Source organism: Ureibacillus massiliensis 4400831 = CIP 108448 = CCUG 49529 (genome assembly GCF_000772965.1).
Lineage (GTDB): Bacteria > Bacillota > Bacilli > Bacillales_A > Planococcaceae > Ureibacillus > Ureibacillus massiliensis.
This window is the reverse complement of the sequence record NZ_JPVQ01000021.1, coordinates 14,712-37,696: the sequence shown is the minus strand read 5'-3', so window position 1 is coordinate 37,696 and position 22,985 is coordinate 14,712. Positions and strand designations below refer to the sequence as shown.

Genomic DNA, 22,985 nt, shown 5'->3' with positions numbered 1-22,985 from the left:
AGTATAGAATTGTATTGTTATTATTCCTATTAATTTTAAAACTATCTCAAAAATTGAAAAATATATCAATTGAAATCATTTAAAGGTGGCTCATATGGCGAAGAAAAAGAAACAAAAGAAACCATTATTAAGTCCAGGATTTAAATTATTTTTAATTATCTTACTTATACCAATCTCTATTACAGTGTATTATTCCTCTTTTATAGTTTGGCAACAGCTAAAAGATTTAACCATTTTCAAAGAAGTAAGTACGGCTTTAAATGAAGAAGATATACAAAAAGAATTTGATGTCGAAATACCAGAGGAATATATCCCAATATACATAGCTGCAGGTGAATTATACGATGTTCCTTGGACATTGTTAGCCGCCCATCACAGAGTAGAAACACGTTTTTCTACTACGAGTACATTAATTTCTCCAGTCGGTGCAGAGGGGCATATGCAATTTATGCCATGCACATTTGTAGGGTGGAAGCATCCAACATGCGATGGGTTAGGGCAAGGGCAGATTCCAGAGGAGGATAAGACAAATCCTGCTATAATTAAAAAATTCGGTGGGTATGGGGTAGATGGAGACGGAGATGGGAAGGCTGATCCGTTTGATATTGAAGATGCTATTTACAGTGCGGCAAACTACCTTTCAAAAGCTGGAGCATCTGATGGTAAACTAAGAAAGGCTGTATTCAATTATAATCATAGTGATGTTTATGTAGATATGGTGATCTCTTATTATGAACAGTATGAAAGTGTAAGTAGTGAATTAGAGAAAATTGTACTAAACACTACATTTTAATAAAAAGCTATTGTATACATAGAAAAAGGGTGTCAGATTTTCAATGACACCCACCATTTATTATTATCGATTTAAGTTGCTTTTCTAAATGATCGCAAAATGAAACTAACAATAAAAATCAATATTATCGCTCCGACTAAAGCTGGGAAAACATAAAAGTCAGATACTTCCCAACCCCAATTCCCAAGTAATGCACTACCGATCCATGAACCGACAATACCTGCAATAATATTACCTATAACACCCCCAGGTACATCTCTTCCTAAAATAACACCGGCTAACCAACCCAATACTCCTCCAATTATTAGAAACCAAATGAAGCTCATCATAGTTGTCCATCTCCTTTGTAAGTAAATACTTCATTTAAAGTACGAATTAAACGTCAATACCATTGGAAGTGTTATATTATAAATTTTCCGTTAAATTAAAAAAACTATACGTATTTATAAAGAAAAACTTTAAGAAAAAAGAAAATATATGTAAAAGGAAATATATGAACCACTGAAAATTAAAAATATTTTGCAATTTTTAAAACACTGTCATATAATGTTCACAAGTTAGACAAATTTAAAATGAGGTGGGGATCATATGGATAAAAATGTTATGAAAAAATTAAACCGCCAAGCTTTGTTTATTACAATGTTGCATACTATTATCGTACTTAATCTAGCTGTAGATATGTTGTTTATTCCAAAATGATTCCATAATTCAATTCCAAGAGACTCCATTTATTGGGGTCTTTTTTAATTAATTAACATCATTACGATACCTTTAGCATAAACAAATTTATACATTTAGAGACAACATTAAATAACTTGTAAGTATTTATTAGTAAGGGAATAAAAAAATCTTAAATTTATTTTAAAACAGAATATTTTGTGTATTATCGAGACTGTAAACGATTACAACGAATGATAGTTTTTTAAATTGTACAAATTATTTGAAAAATATAGTTGACTACGAAGCACTTTTTGTACTATGATATCAACAATTTAATAAGTTAATAGTATTCAACAACACAATCATGTAATGTAAGTTATTTGATTCAATGCATGAACAATATGTGAGTTTAATATTATTACATCAATAAATAAAATAAATTAATCTTAGTAGAAATTGTGGGGCGTATCAATTATGAGAAGTGATATGATTAAATTAGGAGTTGATCGTGCTCCTCACCGTAGTCTTTTATATGCTACGGGTAAAGTTAAAGCTAAAGATTTAGGAAAACCATTTATCGGTATTTGTAACTCTTACATCGATATTATTCCTGGCCACGTTCACTTACGTGAGTTTGCTGATTTTGTAAAAGAGGCAATAATAGAAGCTGGCGGTATTCCTTTTGAATTTAACACAATAGGTGTTGACGATGGAATTGCAATGGGACACATTGGTATGCGTTATTCATTACCAAGTCGTGAGTTAATTGCAGATTCAGCTGAAACAGTTATTAACGCGCACTGGTTTGATGGTGTATTTTACATTCCAAACTGTGACAAAATAACACCTGGTATGTTAATGGCAGCCGTTCGTACAAATGTTCCATCAGTTTTCGTCTCTGGTGGTCCAATGGAAGCTGGTGTATCTTCATCAGGAAAACAACTTTCATTAACATCAGTTTTTGAAGGTGTTGGTGCTCATAAATCAGGGAAAATGTCAGCTGATGAACTTTTAGATATAGAAAATAATGCTTGTCCAACTTGTGGTTCATGTTCAGGTATGTTTACTGCAAACTCGATGAACTGTTTAATGGAAATGCTAGGAGTAGCTCTTCCGGGTAATGGTACAATTGTTGCTACAAGTGAAAAGCGTAAGGAATTAATCCGAGACGCAGCAAAACATTTAATTCGAATGATAGAGGAGGATGTAAAACCTCGTGATATCATTACAAAAGAAGCTATAGATGATGCATTTGCATTAGATATGGCAATGGGTGGCTCAACAAATACTGTACTTCATACATTAGCCATCGCAAATGAAGCGGGAATCGAATATAATTTAGAAGACATCAACAAAGTCGCTGCTCGCGTTCCTTATTTAGCGAAAATTATGCCGGCATCTGATATCTCAATGGATGATATTAATAAAGCTGGCGGTGTTGAAGCAATTATTAATGAATTAACAAAAATTCCTGGTGCAATTCATCCAGATCGTATTACAGTTGCTGGTAAAACAATGGGTGATTTAGTAAAAGATCATCAAATTACAAACAAAGAAGTCATACGTACAAAAGACAATCCATATAGTCCTGTAGGTGGTTTATCAGTACTTTATGGTAACATTGCGCCAGAAGGTTCAGTAATCAAAGTTGGAGCTGTAGATCCATCGATTAAAACATTTACTGGTGAAGCGATTGTCTTCGACTCTCAAGATGAAGCACAAGCTGCTATTGATGATGGTACAGTACGAGAAGGTCACGTTGTTGTCATTCGTTATGAAGGACCAAAGGGTGGACCAGGTATGCCGGAAATGTTAGCACCAACTTCTGCAATTATGGGCCGTGGTTTAGGTACGAAAGTTGCACTAATAACAGATGGAAGATTTAGTGGTGCTTCTAGAGGTATCTCCATAGGACATATTTCTCCTGAAGCTGCTGAAGGAGGACCTATTGCATTAATTGAAAATGGAGATATAATTGAAATTGATTTACCAAATAGAACAATTAATCTTCAAGTTTCAGAAGATGTCTTAGAAGAAAGAAGTAAAAACTTAAAACCATTCGAGCCAAAAATTAAAACTGGATGGTTAGCAAGATATTCAAAACTTGTGACAAATGCCTCAAAAGGCGGTATCATGAGTATATAATAAATCATGTATATAAAACTCGATGATGAGGTTAAAGGTTATAGAGACTTGTATCTACCAGAGAGCCGGGAATGCTGGAACCCGGTGATACAACTATATCCGACATCCCCTCGGAGTGAACTATTAAACGCATTTATGCCATTAGATAGTTCCGGGCAAACTTCGAAATGCTCGTTATTAATGAATAGTGAATTCATCTAGTTGCACTTTGAATTTTCAAAACCTTTGAAACATTCAAAGTAGATGAATTGTTCCCACTATTCGCGAGGTAGCTTTTTAGCTATGAACAAGGGTGGTACCATGAAAGTCTTTTTCATCCCTACGCACAAGGTTTTCTTTTGCGTTGGAGAAAAAGGCTTTTTTATTTTATAAAAATTGATATGAATGGAGGAAAATTGAAAAATGACTGCAAATACATCAACAAACGTGAAAATAGATGCTATGCCGGCAGCTTCAACTGAAGAAAAATATACACCAAAGACAGGGTCTGATTTATTAATTAAATCATTAATCGATCAAGGTGTTGATACAGTTTTTGGATATCCTGGTGGCGCAGTATTAAATGTTTATGATGCCATTTATAAAAATCCAATCAGACATATTTTAACTCGACATGAGCAAGGAGCAATACATGCTGCTGAAGGTTATGCACGTGTTTTAAATAAACCAGGTGTTGTAATTGCTACAAGTGGACCAGGAGCTACAAATTTAGTAACTGGTATTACCGATGCAATGATTGACTCGATCCCATTAGTAATTTTTACTGGTCAAGTAGCAACTAGTGTAATCGGTTCAGATGCGTTCCAAGAAGCAGATATTATTGGTATCACAACACCAATTACTAAACACAATTATCAAATTCAAAATGTACGTGATATCCCTCGTATCGTAAAAGAGGCGTTTCATATTGCGAATACAGGACGTAAAGGACCAGTCCTTATCGATTTTCCTAAAAATATATCCGGTCAATTGTTTGATGCTTCGGAGATTGTAGATAATGATGAACCAATTTACTTACCTGGTTATCAGCCGAATACAAAACCAAATTTTTTACAAATCCAAAAAGCAATGCAAGCTATCTCAGAATCTAAGAAACCTTTAGTTTTAGCAGGTGCTGGTGTTCTCTTTGCAGATGCACGCAAAGAATTAACTGAATTTGTCGAAAAATACAAATTGCCAGTTATTAATACATTGCTTGGATTAGGTAGTATTCACGGAAATCACGAATTAAACTTCGGTATGGCTGGAATGCACGGAGCAGCTGTTGCAAATGATGCAATACAAAAATGTGATTTGTTAATTAATATTGGAGCTCGTTTCGATGATCGATTGACAGGGGATACAAAATTGTTTGCGCCGAATGCAACCATTGTTCATATCGACATTGACCCTGCAGAAATTGGTAAAAATATTCCAACAGATATTCCAATCGTATCGGATGCAAAAGAAGCATTACAAGCATTACTTAAAAAAGATTTCCAATCACCTGACTCATCAGAATGGTTAGCGTTTCTAAAAGAAAAACAAGAAAATTACCCATATTGGTATGTTGAAGATGAGCAAGAAATTTTGCCTCAACAAATCATCCAAATGGTTCATACCATCACAAATGGTGATGCGATTGTAACGACAGATGTTGGCCAGCATCAAATGTGGGCTGCACAATATTACAAATTGAATAACGATCATGGATGGGTAACATCAGGTGGACTGGGTACGATGGGATTTGGTTTTCCTGCAGCGATCGGAGCTCAATTTGCGAAGCCAGATAAAAAAGTTATTTCTATCGTAGGTGATGCTGGTTTCCAAATGACAAATCAAGAATTGGCTTTATTAAAAGAATTTAACTTACCAGTAAAAGTTGTCATCATTAACAACGGTGCGTTAGGTATGGTTCGTCAATGGCAAGAGTTATTTTATGATGGACGTTATTCACAAAGCTTGATGCCTGTACAGCCTGATTTTGTAAAATTAGCTGATGCTTTTGGCTTAAAAGGCTATCGTATTACAACATTAGACGAAGCTGGGGCAATTTTAGAAGAAGCGTTGAACTCAGATGAACCAGCAGTAATTGATGCTAGAGTAAAACAATTAGAAAACGTCTATCCAATGGTACCTGCTGGGAAAGGGCTAGATGATATTGTAGGGGTGAAAAAACCGTGAAACGAGTAATTACAGTAACAGTTATTAATCAAAGTGGTGTTCTCAATCGAGTAACAGGCTTACTAATGAAACGACAATTTAATATTGAATCGATTACGGTAGGCCACACTGAACAACCAAATATTTCAAAAATGACTTTTGTCGTCAATATTAGTGACGAAGTGAAACTTGAACAACTTATCAAGCAATTATCCAAGCAAATTGATGTTTTAAAAGTCAATGATATAACGGATAAATCAATTGTTCTAAGAGAACTCGCTTTAGTGAAAGTTATTTCACCAGCTAATTTAAGAATAGAAATGAATGCAATTGTAGAACCGTTCAGACCACAAATCATCGATACATCCAAAAACGTAGTGACGTATCAGGTCGTGGGGAATCCTGAAAAAATTGATGCATTTATTGAGTTGATTCGACCTTATGGTATTAAAGAGTTAACGCGTACAGGTGTTACAGCTTCTGTACGCGAGGCCCAGCCTATTGAAACACCACAACTTTCTATTCTGAAGTAAGTGCTGCTTACTCAGGTAGTTAAGTATATAAAAATGTGATTACAAACATAGTAATCACACTAAAAAAATAAAAAAACAAAACCAACTTTAGGAGGAAATTAAAATGGCTAAAATGTATTATCAAAACGAAATCAATGATTCAGTATTAAGAGGTAAAAAAATCGCAATTATCGGTTATGGCTCTCAAGGTCATGCACATGCTCAAAACTTAAAAGAATCTGGTTTTGATGTAGTTGTAGGTGTACGCCCTGGTAAATCATTTGATCAAGCAAAAGAAGATGGTCTAGATGTTAGAACAGTAGCAGAAGCAGCAGAAGTAGCAGATATCATCCAAATCTTACTTCCTGACGAAAGACAAAAAGCAGTATATGAAGAGGAAATCGCACCAAATCTAAAATCTGGTAACGCATTAATGTTCGCTCACGGTTTTAACATTAACTTTGGTCAAATCGTACCACCAGCTGATGTTGATGTATTCCTGGTAGCTCCGAAAGGTCCTGGACATTTAGTTCGTCGTACTTATGCTCAAGGTGCTGGTGTTCCTGCATTATTCGCAATTTTCCAAGATGCTACAGGTGAAGCACGTGATCTAGCACTTGCTTATGGTAAAGGAATTGGTGCTGCTCGCGCAGGTATGTTAGAAACAACATTTAAAGAAGAAACGGAAACGGATTTATTCGGTGAGCAAGCAGTCCTTTGTGGTGGTACTACTCAACTAGTAAAATACGGTTTTGAAACTTTAGTAGAAGCTGGCTATCAACCTGAACTTGCTTACTTTGAAACACTTCACGAATTAAAGCTTATCGTTGACTTAATGTACGAAGGCGGTATGGCAACAATGCGTTACTCAATTTCTGATACAGCTGAATGGGGAGATTATGTATCTGGTCCACGAATCATTGATCCATCAGTTAAAGAACGTATGAAAGATGTATTAACAGATATCCAAAACGGCACATTTGCTAAAGATTGGATTAACGAAAATGAAACTGGTCGCCCACGCTACACTGAGTACAAAAAAGCAGGTGCAGAGCATCAAATTGAAGAAGTTGGTTCTAAATTACGTGAAATGATGCCATTCATCAATGAAGGCAAAAAGAAGGTAGTGGTTAAGTAATGCGTAAAATAGATATATTTGATACGACGCTTCGAGATGGCGAACAGTCAGCGGGAATTAATCTAAATACTCAGGAAAAAATCGAAATCGCAAAGCAATTAGAACGTTTAGGTGTAACAATTATTGAAGCAGGGTTTCCTGCTTCAAGCCCTGGTGATTTCGACGCAGTAAATCGAATCGCAGGCACAGTAAAAAATTCAATTGTAACAGGACTTGCACGATGTGTTCAAAAAGATATTGACACAACTTGGGAAGCACTTAAAGTTGCGGAACAGCCGCATATCCACGTCTTCCTAGCAACTAGTCCTATTCATATGGAATATAAATTAAAAAAATCACCAGAACAAGTACTAGAGCAAGCTGTAGAAGCAGTTAAATATGCTAAAAAATTCTTCCCACTAGTTCAATGGTCTGCTGAAGATGGCTTCCGTACAGATCGCCAATTTTTAGTAAAAATCATTGAGAAGGTAATCGAAGCAGGTGCTACTACAATTAACGTTCCAGATACAGTAGGCTATGCTTCTCCACAAGAATATGGTGAGCTTTTCAAATTCTTACGTGAAAATGTTAATGGCGCTCATAAAGTAAAATTCTCTGCACACTGCCACGATGATCTTGGTATGGCCGTGGCAAATTCTATAGCTGCAATTCAAAATGGTGCAGATCAAGTTGAATGTACTATTAACGGAATTGGTGAACGTGCTGGTAACGCTTCTTTAGAAGAAATTGGTGTTGCAATGCATATTCGAAAAGATATTTATGAAATTGAGACTGGTTTAAATTTAAAAGAAATTAAACGTACTTCTCAATTAGTAAGTCGTTTAACAGGTGTTGTTATTCAACCGAATAAAGCAGTAGTAGGTAAAAACGCATTTGCACATGAATCAGGAATTCACCAAGACGGTGTTCTAAAACATAAAGAAACGTACGAAATTATTTCACCTGCATTAATTGGTGAAGAAGAAGTGGATTTAGTACTAGGTAAACACTCTGGTCGTGCCGCATTCCGTGATCGTGCTGTAAAAATGGGCTATGAATTATCTGATGAAAAGCTTAACAAAGCCTTCCAAGAATTCAAAAAATTAGCTGACCGTAAAAAAGAAATTACAGAGGAAGATTTAATAACACTTTTAACAGATCAACAAGTATCTGTAGAAGATATTCCATTATTTGAGCTTAAAACAGTTCAGGTTTCTTACGGAACAGAAAATATTCCAACTGCTACAGCATCAGTTATTACACCAGAGGGAGAATTGAAAACTCTTGCTGCGACAGGTTCTGGATCTGTTGAAGCAATATTCAACACACTAGAACAATTAGTAAACGGAAAAGTAAATATTTTAGACTTCGGTGTTAAATCAGTAAGTAAAGGTCGCGATGCTCTAGCGGAATCTGTAGTTACTTTACGCTATAACGGGTTCACATCAACTGGACGTGATAACTCACAAGATGTGCTTGCAGCTACTGCAAAAGCATATTTAAACGCTATTAACCGTCACTTGATTCAAGAAAACATACACGGAACCCGTCAAATCGCAAATGTTTAATCTTTGAAAGAATAATTTGTCCCAAGGTCGCCATCAAGCATTTAACGTTTGGTGGCGTTTCTAAAAAAAGTCGTTAATTATTTTATATCATTTTTATTAATAGAAAACAAAAAATATATTTTTGAACATTTTATACTCAGAAATTTCGCATTTCGATTTAACATACGGCTCTGTAAAAAAATAAACGTTGAGGTGTCTTACAATGGAAAAGAAAATTACAGTTTTACCTGGCGATGGTATTGGTCCTGAGGTTGTTGCTTCAGCTGTTCGTGTATTACAAGCAATTGGCAAACGTTACAACCATAAATTTCATTTATCCTATGCGGTTATTGGTGGTACAGCAATAGATGAATTCAACAATCCATTACCAGATGAAACAATCGCAATCTGTAAAGAAAGCGACGCAATTTTACTAGGAGCAGTAGGTGGCCCAAAATGGGATAACAATCCACCTGAACTCAGACCTGAAAAAGGATTACTTAAAATCCGAAAAACCTTTGATCTATTTGCAAACCTTCGCCCTGTAAAAGCATTTCCTAGTTTACTAGGAGCTTCTCCATTGAAGCGCGAAGTTGCAGAGAATGTTGACTTAATGATCGTACGTGAATTAACTGGTGGTATTTACTTTGGAGAAAAACATCGCACTGACAACGAAGCAAGCGATTTAAATATATATACACGTAAAGAAATTGAACGCATTGTAGATAATGCATTCGAAATGGCCCGCTTACGTAAAGGAAGACTTTGCTCAGTTGATAAAGCAAATGTGCTAGAAACCTCTAGATTATGGCGTCAAGTTGTAGAGGAGAAGAAAGAACAGTATCCGGATGTCAAAGTGGAGCATAATCTTGTTGATTCTGTAGCAATGAAGCTTATTACAAATCCTGAACATTTTGACGTTGTCGTTACTGACAATATGTTTGGGGATATTTTAAGTGATGAAGCTTCAGTTATTACTGGATCCCTTGGTGTATTACCTTCTGCTTCTATTAGAGGAGATCATTTCGGATTATATGAACCAATTCATGGTTCAGCTCCAGATATAGCAGGGCAAGGAAAAGCAAACCCTGCTGCAACAATTCTATCAGTAGCAATGATGTTACGTTATTCCTTTGGATTAAAAGAAGAAGCTACAGAAATTGAACGTGCAGTTAGTGCAGTATTTAATGATGGTTACTTTACTGCTGATCTAGCAAAAGACGGATCACGTTCTTTATCAACTAACGAGTGGACTGATCGTGTAATTATCGAAATTGATACAAATTTTGTAGCTGATAGTATTGTAGAATCTTATATTTAAGGATTGGTGAAAAGTGATGGCAAAAAATATTATTGAAAAAATCTGGGATACTCACGTTGTACATCATGAAGAAGGCAAACCTGATTTACTTTATATTGATCTTCATTTAATTCATGAAGTAACATCTCCACAAGCTTTTGAAGGTTTACGATTAGCAGGTCGTAAAGTACGTCGTCCAGATTTATGTTTTGCAACAATGGATCATAACGTACCAACTAAAAATTTGCCTACAATTAATGATCCAATTGCAAAGAAACAAATTACAACTTTAGCTGAAAATGCGAAGGAGTTTGGTGTTCAGCTTGCGGATATGGGACATCCAGATCAAGGGATTGTTCACGTCATTGGTCCTGAGTTAGGATTAACACAACCAGGAAAAACAATCGTTTGTGGTGACTCACATACTTCTACTCACGGTGCATTTGGTGCACTAGCATTTGGTATCGGTACATCAGAAGTAGAGCACGTTTTATCAACCCAAACTTTATGGCAAAGTAAGCCAAAAACAATGGAAATTCGAGTGAATGGTCAATTAGGTGTCGGTGTAGCTGCAAAGGATATCATATTAGCCATCATTGCGAAATGGGGTATTAGTATAGGCACTGGCCACATTGTGGAATTTACAGGCGAAGCCATTCGTTCATTAACTATGGAAGAACGGATGACAATATGTAATATGTCTATTGAAGCAGGTGCAAAAGCAGGCTTAATCTCACCTGATGAAAAAACAGTGGAATTTTTACGTGGACGACGTTTCGCTCCGAAAGAGGATAAATTCAATGAGGCAGCAGCATATTGGTTAAGCCTTGCGTCAGATCCTAATGCTACTTATGATGTAGTGCTAGAAATTGATGCTAATGAAATTGAACCAATTGTAACATGGGGTACTAATCCATCAATGGGAACTGGTGTGTCAAAGTCAGTACCAACTGTAGATGATTTTGAGTCTGAAACTGATAAACAAGCATTGAAAAAAGCTCTTAAATATATGGGATTGGAAGAAGGCCAACCAATCGAATCCATCGAAATCCAACATGTATTTATTGGCTCATGTACAAATTCACGTCTTTCTGACTTAAGAACTGCCGCAAGTATTGTGGAGGGTAAAAAACTTCATCCAGGTGTTCGTGGAATTGTTGTACCAGGTTCTTGGTCAACGAAAAAAGCAGCAGAAGAGGAAGGGTTAGATAAAATATTCCTAGATGCCGGTTTTGAATGGCGGGAATCAGGATGTTCAGCATGTCTTGGTATGAATGAAGATACAATTCCTGCTGGAGAACGTTGTGCATCAACTTCAAATCGTAACTTTGAAGGACGCCAAGGTGCTGGATCACGTACTCACTTAGTAAGTCCAGCAATGGCTGCTGCAGCTGCAATTGAAGGTCACTTCGTTGATGTACGTAAATACGTAAAACAAGAGCAAGAAGTATAACTTTTTTCATATATGAGAAAGGCGGACAGAACAATGGAACCTATTAATCAAGTAAATAGTATTATTACACCATTAGATCGTAAAAATGTAGACACTGACCAAATTATTTCAAAAGAATTTTTGAAACGTATTGAACGTACAGGATTTGGACGTTTCCTATTTTATCATTGGCGTTTTGACGAACAGGGGAATGAAATTTCAGATTTCGTATTAAATAAACCAGAATATAAAGGATCACAAATTTTAGTTGCCCAAGATAACTTCGGTTGCGGTTCATCTCGCGAACATGCGCCATGGGCAATACTAGATTATGGATTCCGAGTAGTCATTGCACCGAGTTTTGCGGATATCTTCCATAACAACTGCTTTAAAAATGGAATCCTACCGATTAAATTAACAGAAGCAGAGTGTGATGAAATTTTAGCAAAAGGATTAGAAAAGCCATATTCTGTTGCTGTAAATTTAAAAGAACAAACGGTTAAAGGGGAAGACGGAGCAATTTATCAATTCAACATTGACCCTTACTACAAAGAAATGCTACTTAATGGTTGGGATGAAATCGCATTAACATTTAAATATGAAGATAAAATAGCAGAATATGAAGCAAAGAGAATTGCATTTTAATAATTTCAAACAAAAAATGGGCGCACTTTAATCAAGAGTCGCCCATTTTTTATAAAATTACTATTGCATGCGAACCAAGTGATTTAAAACTACTGAAAAATATATCCGCATTAATCGTTTCATTACCCGTTAAAGGATTCATGATTGTAACCTTACCATTTTCATATCCCGTTAAAACTACTGCATGTAGATTCATAAAGATTGAATGTTTTTCCTTCGTTTCTTCAATAATCCAATATCCACTTGTTCTCGGCTTTTTTAAGTCAATAGTAACCCAAGTTAGGACTGGTACACCAGAGTTCACATAAGCCAATATTTCCTCACGAGATACATCACTCAAATTTAAAGCTTTATAGTTACTATTGTTTTCAAACAATACTTGATTCGCAACTTCAACAATTGGTTGGGCAAAAACGTAATAACCACCGTCTTTTTTTGAAGGATCCCCCGCATACGCTTCATATGGATTTGGTCCATACAGCTCGTTTCCGCGTTTAGTCACAGGAGAAGTTGGCAGATAGTCTTTTGCTAATTCGGTTTTTTTAACCCCAATTCCATAATAATTTAATATTGCTGCTAAAGCTGTTACTTCACAGCCATTAGGTAGTTCTGGATTTTGTTTTACTACAGGTACAGCAAGACTTTTATCAGAAGAAGGATTAAAGGTTTCAATTGTTACTAATGATTTGTTCGGATCAAATACTATGAATTCTCGTTGTTGCTCTGATAATTCACCTGTAATTTCATTTTTATAAATTACAATCTCATAAGGATGATCAGGTTTAACCATATCAAATATTGCTTTACCATCTTCATTTACTTTAGTGGAAGCAAGCTTTTCACCTGTATCATAATCGAGAAGGGTAACAGTAACATCATTTACGTTACGATCACTTGAAAATTCAACTGTATGGATGGTTAATGATTCAGAAGAATAATTACTAGCCGATAGATTTTTACTTCCATATAATTGTTCACTATTCGTCGTATATTCATGAGTAGAACAACCAAATAGAAGGGTAGTACAAGTAATTATTCCGATCATCTTTATGGAATTTTGTCGAATTCTCATATCTGTTGCACATCCTCGTCTAACTATGATTAATTACTAGTCTTAGCATACCAAATTAAAATATACCATTATGGTCAATATACCTATTATTAGTGTAATACTTTTTCGCTAAAGATTTAAAGTAATAAATTAAAAAAATAGAAAAAGCCGTCAAAATAAAATTGACAGGCTTAATTAAAGATGAATTTATTGTTGTTTTATATAAGAATTTACTTAACAGATCCGCTAATAAACTTCGCATCTTGATAATACATATTTTTAACGAGAACATTTGGTCCTAAACATTTTACCGCTGGGCAGTGACAGTTTAATGACTTAGCTAAATCCGTTTTTAGCCATTTATCGAAAACGTCAGGTAGGGAATCTTCTTTTACATTTCCAAGTGCAGGCGTATCGCCAAAGTCAGTTACAATAACATCGCCAGTGAAAATGTTAATATTTAAGCGCGATCTACCATCTGGGTCATTCCGTAATGTAACATTTTTGGCTTGGCGTAAACGGTTTAGTAACTCCTGGTCTTCATCCTTTACACTACAAGGATAGAAGGGAAGTGTACCAAATAGCATCCAAGTATCTTCATCGCGAATATCAAGTAAATGATGGATTGCATGTCGAATTTCATCTAATGAAAGTGCTGTTAAAGAAGAGGCGAAATCTGATGGATACATAGGGTGCACTTCATGCCTTGCACATTTCATTTCATGTACAATTTGATGATGTATGTGTTCTAAATAAGGTAATGTATTTTTATTTAACATAGTTTCAGCAGATACCATGACACCATGTTCTGCTAAAAGACGAGAGTTTTCAATCATCCGATCGAATAAAGACGCTCGTTGATCAAATGTTGGCTTTCTTTCCATCATTGCAAATCCTGTTTCCACAAACTCTTCAATTGTTCCCCAATTGTGAGAAATATGTAAAACATCTAGGTAGGGAGCAATTTCTAGATAACGAGCTCCATCAATTGTTAAGTTCGAATTCATTTGAGTACGCACACCACGTTCATGGGCATATTTCAATAGTGGTTTCACATAATTTTCAACTGATTTCTTACTTAGCATCGGTTCGCCACCTGTAATACTTAAAGAACGTAATTGAGGGATTTCCTCAAGTCGTTGAATAAATAACTCAACCGGGAGCGCAACTGGATCTTTCGTCTGTAAGGTATAACCTACAGCGCAATGAGCACATCTCATATTACATAAAGTAGTGGTTGTAAACTCAATATTCGAAAGTGTTAATTTTCCATGCTGTTCAATATCCATATATGCTTCCCAAGGGTCAAAGTTAGGGGTAATTTTTTCTAATGTATTCATCGTTTTCGATCTTCCTTTCCAAGAACTCATTTTCTCATAGTTTTTGAGTTTCGAAAACTATAAAATGATGAATTAGAACATTTTATTCCAATCTATAAAGATACATACGAAGAGAAGTGTTTATTTATAATATTATTATGTAAACTTAAGATAAAAAATAAATGAAATGGATCAAATTATTCATCCACTTCATCGATAGAATTCGTAATTAAACTGTTATTTTCGCTATAAAATACTTCTCCATATTTATTTTCAATGATTGTTTTATTAAATTTAATTTTTGAATGATTCATTGCTTGTACATTATATCGGTACCTATCATTTCGAATAATACTGTCCGAGACATAAATGGCGGATCGATTTTGAGCAAGTAAGTCTGATTGATAACCTTCCGCGATTTGTACACTTTCTAAATCTACAGTAGATTCAAAGTCAATCCATATTTGTGGTTTCATATGTTTTGCAATGTAGCTATCTCGAATAAATACCTCACTATGATTTTGTATTAATAAACCATTGCGTTTTCCTTCAATTAATTCACAGTTATTTATTATAAGAGAGCTATCATTGACAACCATTTGCGCAAGATAGTGATTACTAATTTGGCAATTTATAAAGTTTGATATTGAATTTCTTGTAATTTTTATCCCATAGGAAGAGCCATTTGTTATGGAGGTGTTATCAAAAACAGCTGTTGAATGATCTGTAATTTCAATCTGTACTTGATCACAATGGTGAAATTTACTTTCAAAAACAAATACTTCACTATGCTTTACTATAAAGATGCTTTTTCCATTAAAAAACTCACATTGTGTAATGGTTGTAATAACATTGGATTTACTTGCGAGGTGGGGCATATCGTTATCATAAAAGGTTGAAAGCTCAATATCTATATTCGATTTTTCAATCGCTAATATACCATTTCCTTTATTATCCATCACTTTACATTCGTATACATTTAATTGAGCTTCAATACTAGTAAAGGCAGAATTTGCATGCCTTGAAATCTCGCTTTTTACGACAGATAAACAACTTTTTTTATCAACAAAAAGTCCAATATGATAGCCATCTTTTATAATACAACCTTTCATCGAACAGATTGATTGGTCCGTAATATATATTTGAGATAGTCCATGAGATTTAATAATTGTTTCATTAAAATTCGCGATAGATTGACTTTTTATTTGAATACCAACACCACTACCGGAATGGATATGGCATTGTTCTATATTAATTCTTGAATTCTTTTTAACAAGGATATTTTCTTTCTTGTGGTTAGAAATTTCACAAAAGTATATCATTGCTTCTGCATTATTTTTTAACGTAATGCCCGATTCATCTCCATAGCTAATAATGCAATGATTGGTTTTTAATATACTTTCTTGAATCCAAATCTGTGGAAGGGAATGGTACCGAACCGTACTATTTTGAATAGTAATTTCTGCTTCGTTTAATCCATATATTCCGTTTCCTTCTCCGCGTTCAATGATACTTCCAAAGTCCTCAAATTTTGCACCATCAACAATTATTTGCGTCCCATGATGATGGTGCAAATGATTTTTAGTAGTATAAAGTTTTGAATTGTTTTTAATCCAAAAGCAATGTTGCGAGTCAGTAAATTCACACTCTTCAACATTTGCTTCTGATTCTTGTAATAAAATTTGCATTTTTCCATTAGAGTTAAAAATGCAGTTTTTGAAGAAAGATTTACTTTGATTCATAAGAGCAACTGCGACTTCTTTAGCGTTTGTTAGTTCACAATTAGTAGCTTGTATAACTCCACCATTCGCAGATAATAATACTTCTGATTTTTTACCAATGAGTCGACAATTTTCTAGTTTTAAATTTCCTTCCACATAAATTTGAGAAGTAGGGGAGATCGTTACGTTTTGAATTGTAACCTGTACTGTTTTAGGAACAATAATAACTCCCTCAATAATCGTTTCCTCTGAATCATTTCCATTTGCGCTGATTAGTACATCCCTTTCAAAATGAATCGATTCTTTATATATCTTTGGAGATAACTTTATATGGTCTCCTGTTTTTGACCTTTGGATAGCTTTTTTGATTGTCTTAACATTCGAAAAAAAAGTTGAAAACAATTTTAAGATTGTCATTTTACCCCTCCTTCTTAGTAAATCTGGTTGATATTTCTATTTTTACTGAATTAGACATGATTTAATCGCTTATCCAAAAGAATTTTTAATTGAAAATGATTTTTACTTAATATATTGATTATTTTTAGGTTTAAAAATCTGATATTTTCAAATTTATGACTTATCGAGATAATGAAATGAGAGCGTATTAAATTTTGTGTAAATGGTTAAACTTTCCAATAAGAGGAGGATGACCATTATGCAAAATTACGAAAATATGACGATTAAGGATTTAGCCAGGGAGTGTCAATCTGTCGATGACATCATTGAGATGATGAAATCTTTATTTAAAGAAACATTACAACTTGTATTTGAAGCTGAAATAGAGGATCACCTGGGCTATACAAAACACAGTTCTCAGGGAATTAACACTGGTAATAGTCGAAATGGATATAGAACAAAGGTTATTAAGACAAAGTTTGGTAATACAAGATTAAGTATTCCCAGAGATCGTAATGGTGAATATGAGCCACAAATTGTTAAGAACTATGAGTCATCGATTAATGGTCTAGAGGAACAGATTCTAGCCCTCTATTCCAAAGGAATGTCTACTAGAGATATTGAGTCACACATGAATGATATATATGGTGTAGATGTTTCGCCTAGTTTAGTTAGTAAAGTGACAGATAAAATTCTACCACAAATAGTTGAGTGGCAATCTCGTCCGCTGGACCGAGTCTATCCCATTGTTTATCTAGATGCTGTTCACTTTAAGGTAAAGCATGAAAATCGCATTATCAATAAAGCAGCTTACACAGTTCTAGGTGTTAATTCCGATGGAATAAAGGATATTTTAGGAATATGGATTGGAGAAAATGAGAGCGCAAGCTTTTGGTTGAGTGTCTGTACTGACCTTAAAAGTCGTGGTGTTGAAGATATTTTGATTGCTTGTAAAGACGGACTTTCGGGCTTTTCAGAAGCGATTCAAAGTACATTTCCACAGACTCATATTCAGTTATGTGTGATTCATCAAATACGTAACACAATGAAGTATGTTGCATCAAAGGAACGACAAGCATTTATGAATGATTTAAAGAAAGTCTATAAAGCTTCCATTCTAGAACAAGCTGAACTGGAATTTAAAAAACTAAAGGAATCATGGAATAGCAAATATCCGAAGGTTATTGAATCATGGGAAGAAAATTGGTTAGAGCTGACGACTTACTTTTCATATCCAACGGAGATTAGAAAGATTATATATACTACTAATACGGTTGAGGGATTCCATCGGCAGTTAAGAAAAGTGACAAAAACTAAATCAGCTTATCCTACAGACAATGCATTAAAGAAAATCATCTATTTAGCTACTATGGATGCAATTGAAAAGTGGAATAAGCCAATTCCAGGATGGCTAGAATGTGAAGGACAATTTAAAATATTATTTGCGGGTCGCATTTAGTTGGCTTTTTCATTTGATTAAGTTCTGTCGTGTTGGGCTTCGCTACGCTTTGCCCAAAAGTTTAACGCTTTCTTCAGCCCAAAAAGGAATAGAAAAAGAGAGAGCAACTCTCCCCTTTTTGGTCTATCTGTTAAGTGCTCAGGTTGCTCTTCAGCAGAGCCTTATCCCCTTAATAGATAATAAAAGTATTAACATAATTTGAGAAAGTCATTCATTTACACAAAATAATTTACATTCCCAATGAAATAACGGAGATTTACGAATTGGTAGCATTATCTTCCCATGGAGTTTAAAATGATATCCATATGTCTAACTACAATATGGAGGTAGTATGAAAGAACTTCTTACAAGTGTGATTCAGATGAATGATGAAGAAAGGCGAATATACATAGATGAAAATGGTACTCAGTTAATAGATCAAATGCTAGAACATATAGGTTATCCAGAAGACGAATTACGAGATAAATTAAATTATCGATTGTTTATTGAGCTATTAAGTACCCAGATATTTTCAAAGCAACAAATGAAACAACTTACTCTTACTTTAAGAGAAAGTGATTTTTTATTTTTACATATCGGTGAGAAAGGAACGGATTCAGTATTTACGAGATCATTCTCTGCATTATGGTTAACAGGATTACTATATGTTGATGCGCAAGTTCCATTTTTAACCACTGAAGAAGCTATAGAAACACTTCACGCTTGTTCACCATATTTAAATAGAGAAAAAGATGTCCGTGGATTTTTAGATACTAAAGGTTGGGCATTAGCCATAACGCATGGGGCTGACCTTTCTTCAGCAATCGTCTCTCATCCTTCATTTGAGTTAAAATTGGCACCAATACTTTTAGAAGGTATTAAAACGAGCTTATGGAAGGAAGAGGTTTTTACAAACGATGAAGATGAACGATTCATTCAAATTATTGAAAAACTCATTCTAAAGGAATATCCAGAAACTATTTTAATTGAATGGGTAGAGCAGGTTTTTGATAAATTAGAATTCACGTTAATGACAACAGGATATACACCAAATTATTTTGCTGCTAGAACGAATACGCTCGCTCCACTTTATGAAAAGTTTATATTTCCAACTAAAATTCACAAAAAAAATGCCTAAGTTAATGGGGATTGTTTCCTTATTAATAGCAAAATGGATGAAGCAATAATAAAGTCTTGGGAAGGGGGACATCAGTTTGAGAACACGATCGATGCGAATCGGCTTGTTTGCTATAGTCGTCATTGTACTTAGTTTTTTATTCAACCAATATTTTGTTCACTTTTCAGGTGATCGTAAAAGTAGCCCAGAAGAAGCGCTGCCAACTGATCATGACTATATTTGGATTGAAGGACCTCAAACCGATACAGTTCACCGATATTTCTTTTTAGCTGATGGAAATTACTTTGGCACTGGAATTGTAACGAAAAACTTGACGGGCTGGAGCTCTGGGGGCGGTGTATTTTCGGAAATACCTAATCCATTAAATGAAAATGAAATAAAATCTGCTCATTCAGACAATCAAATATTATTCGGGTTAATTAATCCAAAGGGAAATATAGAAGTGAATATCAATGGCAAAGCTGCGACTTTAATTGAATTATCAACTGTTTCAGAAGAGATGTTAAATTTATATGGAATAAAAGGGTATAAGATTTGGTTTATTGATCTATCATTGATTGAAGATAAAGATCATTTTAAAATTAGAATAATTAATGAACAAGATGACATATTAAACGAACTATCCATTTAAAATCTAAAAAAATAAATAGTATCATTTAAAAGTGTATTAATTTATCTCATTTAAGAATCATTCTAGGTCATAAATTTAACTTATTACAAAAGATAATATTAATGTAATTTACTTATGAATACAAATGAGGTATCATGAACATTGGAAAAAAAGTAGCATATTATATGCCTTTTCAAAAAGATTAATAGGGGGAGTACAAATGGCAAGCAATTTACACAACAGCCGCTCTTCATTCGAAGTAAACGGTAAAACTTATAACTATTACCGTCTATCTGCAATTGAAGAAGCTGGTATCGCAAACGTATCGCGCCTTCCATACTCAATCAAAGTATTATTAGAATCCGTTTTACGTCAATATGACAACTACGTAATTAAAGACGAGCACGTAAACAACTTAGCTAAATTTGGTAATGGCGCAGATCCAGAAGGGGAAGTACCATTCAAACCATCTCGCGTAGTATTACAAGACTTCACGGGTGTACCAGTAGTAGTTGACTTAGCTTCTTTACGTTCAGCTATGAAAGAATTAGGCGGAGACCCTAATAAAATCAACCCAGCAATTCCAGTAGATCTTGTAATTGACCACTCAGTACAAGTTGATAAATATGGTAATGCATCTGCATTACAAGCAAACATGGATTTAGAGTTCGAACGTAACGCAGAACGTTACAACTTCTTAAAATGGGCTCAAACTGCATATGATAATTTCCGTGCTGTACCACCTGCAACAGGTATCGTACACCAAGTTAACTTAGAATATTTAGCACCTGTTGTTCATGTTAAAGAAAACGAAGATGGCACTTTCGAAACATTCCCAGACTCAGTAGTAGGTACTGACTCACATACAACTATGATTAACGGTCTTGGCGTTCTTGGTTGGGGTGTTGGTGGTATTGAAGCAGAAGCAGGTATGCTTGGACAACCTTCATACTTCCCAATCCCAGAAGTTATCGGTGTTAAATTAACTGGTGAACTTCCAAACGGTGCTACAGCAACTGACTTAGCATTAAAAGTAACTCAAGTATTACGTAAACGTGGTGTAGTAGGTAAATTCGTAGAGTTCTTCGGTCCTGGTGTATCTAAATTGCCACTTGCTGACCGTGCTACAATTTCAAACATGGCTCCTGAATATGGTGCTACATGTGGTTTCTTCGCAATTGACGAAGAATCATTAAACTACATGCGTTTAACAGGCCGTGACGAAGAGCACATCGCAGTAGTTGAAAACTATTTAAAAGCGAACAACATGTTCTTCGATCCATCTTTAGAACCTGTTTACACTGATGTGTTAGAAGTTAAATTAGACGAAATTGAACCTAACCTTTCTGGTCCAAAACGTCCACAAGATTTAATTCCTCTTTCAGAAATGAAAGCTCGTTACCATGAAGCAGTTACTGCTCCAATGGGCGTACAAGGTTTCGGATTAACTGAAGATGAATTCTCAAAAACATCAACAATTAAATTTGCTGATGGCGATGTAGAAATGCCTACAGGTGCAGTAGCAATCGCAGCTATTACATCTTGTACAAATACATCTAACCCATACGTTCTTTTAGCTGCTGGTTTAGTTGCTAAAAAAGCTGTAGAAAAAGGTATTCAACCACCAAAATGGGTTAAAACTTCATTAGCTCCTGGTTCTAAAGTAGTTACAGGTTACTTACAAGATTCAGGTTTACAAACTTACCTTGACCAAATCGGTTTCAACACAGTTGGTTATGGTTGTACAACATGTATCGGTAACTCTGGTCCATTACTTCCAGAAATCGAAGAAGCGATTAAAGATAAAGATTTATTCGTAACTTCAGTTCTTTCTGGTAACCGTAACTTTGAAGGTCGTGTACATCCATTAGTAAAAGCTAACTACTTAGCTTCACCACCATTAGTAGTTGCTTACGCTTTAGCTGGTACTGTAGATATCGACCTACAAAAAGATTCTTTAGGTAAAGACAAAGATGGCAACGATGTATTCTTCGCTGATATCTGGCCTTCAACTGAAGAAGTAAACGAAGTATTAAACAAAGTAGTAACACGTGAACTATTCCAAAAAGAATATAAAACTGTATTTACTGCTAACGAAAAATGGAATGCAATTGAAACATCAACTGAGTCTCTTTACACATTTGATGACAAATCAACATACATTCAAAACCCACCGTTCTTCACTGGTCTTTCTAAAGAGCCTGAAGCAATCAAAGGTCTTGATAACTTGCGTGTAATCGCGAAATTCGGTGACTCAATTACAACTGACCACATTTCACCAGCTGGTGCGATTGGTAAAGACACACCTGCAGGTAAATACTTGCAAGAAAACGGTGTAGCAATCCGTGACTTCAACTCTTATGGTTCACGTCGTGGTAACCATGAAGTAATGATGCGTGGTACATTTGCAAACATCCGTATTCGTAACCAAGTAGCTCCAGGTACAGAAGGTGGTTTCACTACTTACTGGCCAACAGGTGAAGTTGAGTACATTTATGACGCAGCTATGAAATATCAAGCTAATGGTACTGGTTTAGTAGTATTAGCTGGTAACGACTACGGTATGGGATCTTCTCGTGACTGGGCTGCAAAAGGTACATTCCTACTTGGAATTAAAACTGTAATCGCACAAAGCTACGAACGTATCCACCGTTCAAACCTTGTAATGATGGGTGTATTACCACTTCAATTTATGCCAGGTGAAAATGCCGAAACATTAGGTTTAACTGGTAAAGAAGAAATTTCTGTAAATATCACTGATAATGTAAAACCACGTGATATTTTAACAGTTACTGCTAAAGCTGAAGACGGAACTGTTAAAGAATTCAAAGCTCTAGCTCGTTTCGACTCAGAAGTAGAAGTAGATTACTATCGCCACGGTGGTATCCTACAAATGGTTCTTCGCGCGAAAGCTGCTGAATAATACAAAATAGAAACAAGTAAAAACGGTAAGCCTACTAGATTTGTAGTGCTTACCGTTTATTTTTTTTACTTTTTAATCATTATCAAATTAAAATAT

The 22,985-nt window shown here is 35.1% G+C and carries 17 protein-coding genes; 13 read left to right on the top strand and 4 right to left on the bottom strand.

Features of this window, described 5'->3' with window-relative positions:
• Positions 1 to 94 precede the first annotated feature (94 nt).
• Positions 95 to 793 (top strand): lytic transglycosylase domain-containing protein, encoded by a 699-nt coding sequence (locus CD30_RS11810; RefSeq protein WP_036177148.1) that lies wholly within the window; start codon positions 95 to 97, stop codon positions 791 to 793.
• A 71-nt stretch (positions 794 to 864) separates the two neighbouring features.
• Here the strand turns inward: CD30_RS11810 and CD30_RS11805 are convergent, their stop codons facing one another.
• Positions 865 to 1,122 (bottom strand): GlsB/YeaQ/YmgE family stress response membrane protein, encoded by a 258-nt coding sequence (locus tag CD30_RS11805; RefSeq protein ID WP_036177145.1) that lies wholly within the window; start codon positions 1,120 to 1,122, stop codon positions 865 to 867.
• 805 nt (positions 1,123 to 1,927) lie between these two features.
• On the opposite strand from CD30_RS11805, the gene ilvD reads away from it, so the two are divergent.
• The 8 genes from ilvD (at position 1,928) to leuD (ending at position 12,293) form a co-directional block, all read left to right on the top strand.
• Positions 1,928 to 3,598 (top strand): dihydroxy-acid dehydratase, encoded by a 1,671-nt coding sequence (ilvD, locus tag CD30_RS11800; protein WP_036177143.1) that lies wholly within the window; start codon positions 1,928 to 1,930, stop codon positions 3,596 to 3,598.
• A gap of 402 nt (positions 3,599 to 4,000) precedes the next feature.
• Positions 4,001 to 5,761 carry a biosynthetic-type acetolactate synthase large subunit gene (gene ilvB / locus CD30_RS11795; RefSeq protein ID WP_036177141.1) on the top strand — a complete coding sequence of 587 codons (1,761 nt, stop codon included), beginning with the start codon at positions 4,001 to 4,003 and terminating at the stop codon, positions 5,759 to 5,761.
• Positions 5,758 to 6,273 (top strand): acetolactate synthase small subunit, encoded by a 516-nt coding sequence (gene ilvN, locus CD30_RS11790; RefSeq protein WP_036177139.1) that lies wholly within the window; start codon positions 5,758 to 5,760, stop codon positions 6,271 to 6,273. Before ilvB ends, ilvN begins: the two co-directional genes overlap by 4 nt.
• Before the next feature lie 103 nt (positions 6,274 to 6,376).
• A complete protein-coding gene (ilvC, locus tag CD30_RS11785; RefSeq protein WP_036177137.1) occupies positions 6,377 to 7,390 on the top strand; it encodes a ketol-acid reductoisomerase in 1,014 nt (337 codons plus the stop codon).
• The gene (locus CD30_RS11780; RefSeq protein ID WP_036177136.1) at positions 7,390 to 8,937 is read left to right on the top strand and encodes a 2-isopropylmalate synthase; all 1,548 of its coding nucleotides are present in this window, start codon (positions 7,390 to 7,392) and stop codon (positions 8,935 to 8,937) included. The genes ilvC and CD30_RS11780 overlap by 1 nt, the downstream gene beginning before the upstream one ends.
• A 202-nt stretch (positions 8,938 to 9,139) precedes the next feature.
• Entirely contained in the window at positions 9,140 to 10,237 is a 1,098-nt protein-coding gene (leuB, locus tag CD30_RS11775; RefSeq protein ID WP_036177133.1) for a 3-isopropylmalate dehydrogenase, read from the top strand.
• A gap of 16 nt (positions 10,238 to 10,253) precedes the next feature.
• The gene (leuC, locus tag CD30_RS11770; RefSeq protein WP_036177132.1) at positions 10,254 to 11,669 is read left to right on the top strand and encodes a 3-isopropylmalate dehydratase large subunit; all 1,416 of its coding nucleotides are present in this window, start codon (positions 10,254 to 10,256) and stop codon (positions 11,667 to 11,669) included.
• Positions 11,670 to 11,702: 33 nt separating this feature from the next.
• Entirely contained in the window at positions 11,703 to 12,293 is a 591-nt protein-coding gene (gene leuD / locus CD30_RS11765) for a 3-isopropylmalate dehydratase small subunit (protein WP_036177131.1), read from the top strand.
• Between the two features lie 49 nt (positions 12,294 to 12,342).
• Here leuD and CD30_RS11760 read toward each other — a convergent pair whose 3' ends face one another.
• From CD30_RS11760 to CD30_RS11750, 3 genes are all read right to left on the bottom strand, one after another.
• On the bottom strand, positions 12,343 to 13,365 hold the full coding sequence (locus tag CD30_RS11760; RefSeq protein ID WP_052126176.1) for a C39 family peptidase: 1,023 nt from the start codon (positions 13,363 to 13,365) through the stop codon (positions 12,343 to 12,345).
• 209 nt (positions 13,366 to 13,574) lie between these two features.
• The gene (gene yfkAB / locus CD30_RS11755; RefSeq protein ID WP_036177129.1) at positions 13,575 to 14,684 is read right to left on the bottom strand and encodes a radical SAM/CxCxxxxC motif protein YfkAB; all 1,110 of its coding nucleotides are present in this window, start codon (positions 14,682 to 14,684) and stop codon (positions 13,575 to 13,577) included.
• 176 nt (positions 14,685 to 14,860) lie between these two features.
• Positions 14,861 to 16,801, bottom strand: a complete 1,941-nt coding sequence (locus CD30_RS11750; RefSeq protein WP_036177127.1) for a right-handed parallel beta-helix repeat-containing protein — start codon at positions 16,799 to 16,801, stop codon at positions 14,861 to 14,863.
• Positions 16,802 to 17,039: 238 nt separating this feature from the next.
• Here CD30_RS11750 and CD30_RS11745 point away from each other — a divergent pair, with 238 nt between their 5' ends.
• From CD30_RS11745 to acnA, 4 genes are all read left to right on the top strand, one after another.
• On the top strand, positions 17,040 to 18,239 hold the full coding sequence (locus CD30_RS11745) for an IS256 family transposase (protein ID WP_036177125.1): 1,200 nt from the start codon (positions 17,040 to 17,042) through the stop codon (positions 18,237 to 18,239).
• 331 nt (positions 18,240 to 18,570) lie between these two features.
• Positions 18,571 to 19,356 carry a DUF2785 domain-containing protein gene (locus CD30_RS11740; protein ID WP_052126175.1) on the top strand — a complete coding sequence of 262 codons (786 nt, stop codon included), beginning with the start codon at positions 18,571 to 18,573 and terminating at the stop codon, positions 19,354 to 19,356.
• Positions 19,357 to 19,432: 76 nt separating this feature from the next.
• On the top strand, positions 19,433 to 19,987 hold the full coding sequence (locus CD30_RS11735; RefSeq protein WP_036177122.1) for a hypothetical protein: 555 nt from the start codon (positions 19,433 to 19,435) through the stop codon (positions 19,985 to 19,987).
• Positions 19,988 to 20,186: 199 nt separating this feature from the next.
• Positions 20,187 to 22,889 (top strand): aconitate hydratase AcnA, encoded by a 2,703-nt coding sequence (gene acnA / locus CD30_RS11730; RefSeq protein ID WP_036177120.1) that lies wholly within the window; start codon positions 20,187 to 20,189, stop codon positions 22,887 to 22,889.
• Positions 22,890 to 22,985: the final 96 nt, after the last annotated feature.

What these genes read in the sequence shown, in the direction of transcription:
- leuB (WP_036177133.1), top strand. Translation starts at nt 9,140, where the DNA reads ATGGAAAAGAAAATTACAGTTTTACCTGGCGATGGTATTGGTCCTGAG.
- leuC (WP_036177132.1), top strand. Translation starts at nt 10,254, where the DNA reads ATGGCAAAAAATATTATTGAAAAAATCTGGGATACTCACGTTGTACAT.
- CD30_RS11805 (WP_036177145.1), bottom strand. Translation starts at nt 1,122, where the DNA reads ATGATGAGCTTCATTTGGTTTCTAATAATTGGAGGAGTATTGGGTTGG.
- ilvD (WP_036177143.1), top strand. Translation starts at nt 1,928, where the DNA reads ATGAGAAGTGATATGATTAAATTAGGAGTTGATCGTGCTCCTCACCGT.
- CD30_RS11750 (WP_036177127.1), bottom strand. Translation starts at nt 16,801, where the DNA reads ATGACAATCTTAAAATTGTTTTCAACTTTTTTTTCGAATGTTAAGACA.
- CD30_RS11745 (WP_036177125.1), top strand. Translation starts at nt 17,040, where the DNA reads ATGCAAAATTACGAAAATATGACGATTAAGGATTTAGCCAGGGAGTGT.
- ilvC (WP_036177137.1), top strand. Translation starts at nt 6,377, where the DNA reads ATGGCTAAAATGTATTATCAAAACGAAATCAATGATTCAGTATTAAGA.
- CD30_RS11760 (WP_052126176.1), bottom strand. Translation starts at nt 13,365, where the DNA reads ATGAGAATTCGACAAAATTCCATAAAGATGATCGGAATAATTACTTGT.
- CD30_RS11780 (WP_036177136.1), top strand. Translation starts at nt 7,390, where the DNA reads ATGCGTAAAATAGATATATTTGATACGACGCTTCGAGATGGCGAACAG.
- CD30_RS11740 (WP_052126175.1), top strand. Translation starts at nt 18,571, where the DNA reads ATGAAAGAACTTCTTACAAGTGTGATTCAGATGAATGATGAAGAAAGG.
- yfkAB (WP_036177129.1), bottom strand. Translation starts at nt 14,684, where the DNA reads ATGAATACATTAGAAAAAATTACCCCTAACTTTGACCCTTGGGAAGCA.
- ilvB (WP_036177141.1), top strand. Translation starts at nt 4,001, where the DNA reads ATGACTGCAAATACATCAACAAACGTGAAAATAGATGCTATGCCGGCA.
- acnA (WP_036177120.1), top strand. Translation starts at nt 20,187, where the DNA reads ATGGCAAGCAATTTACACAACAGCCGCTCTTCATTCGAAGTAAACGGT.
- CD30_RS11810 (WP_036177148.1), top strand. Translation starts at nt 95, where the DNA reads ATGGCGAAGAAAAAGAAACAAAAGAAACCATTATTAAGTCCAGGATTT.
- leuD (WP_036177131.1), top strand. Translation starts at nt 11,703, where the DNA reads ATGGAACCTATTAATCAAGTAAATAGTATTATTACACCATTAGATCGT.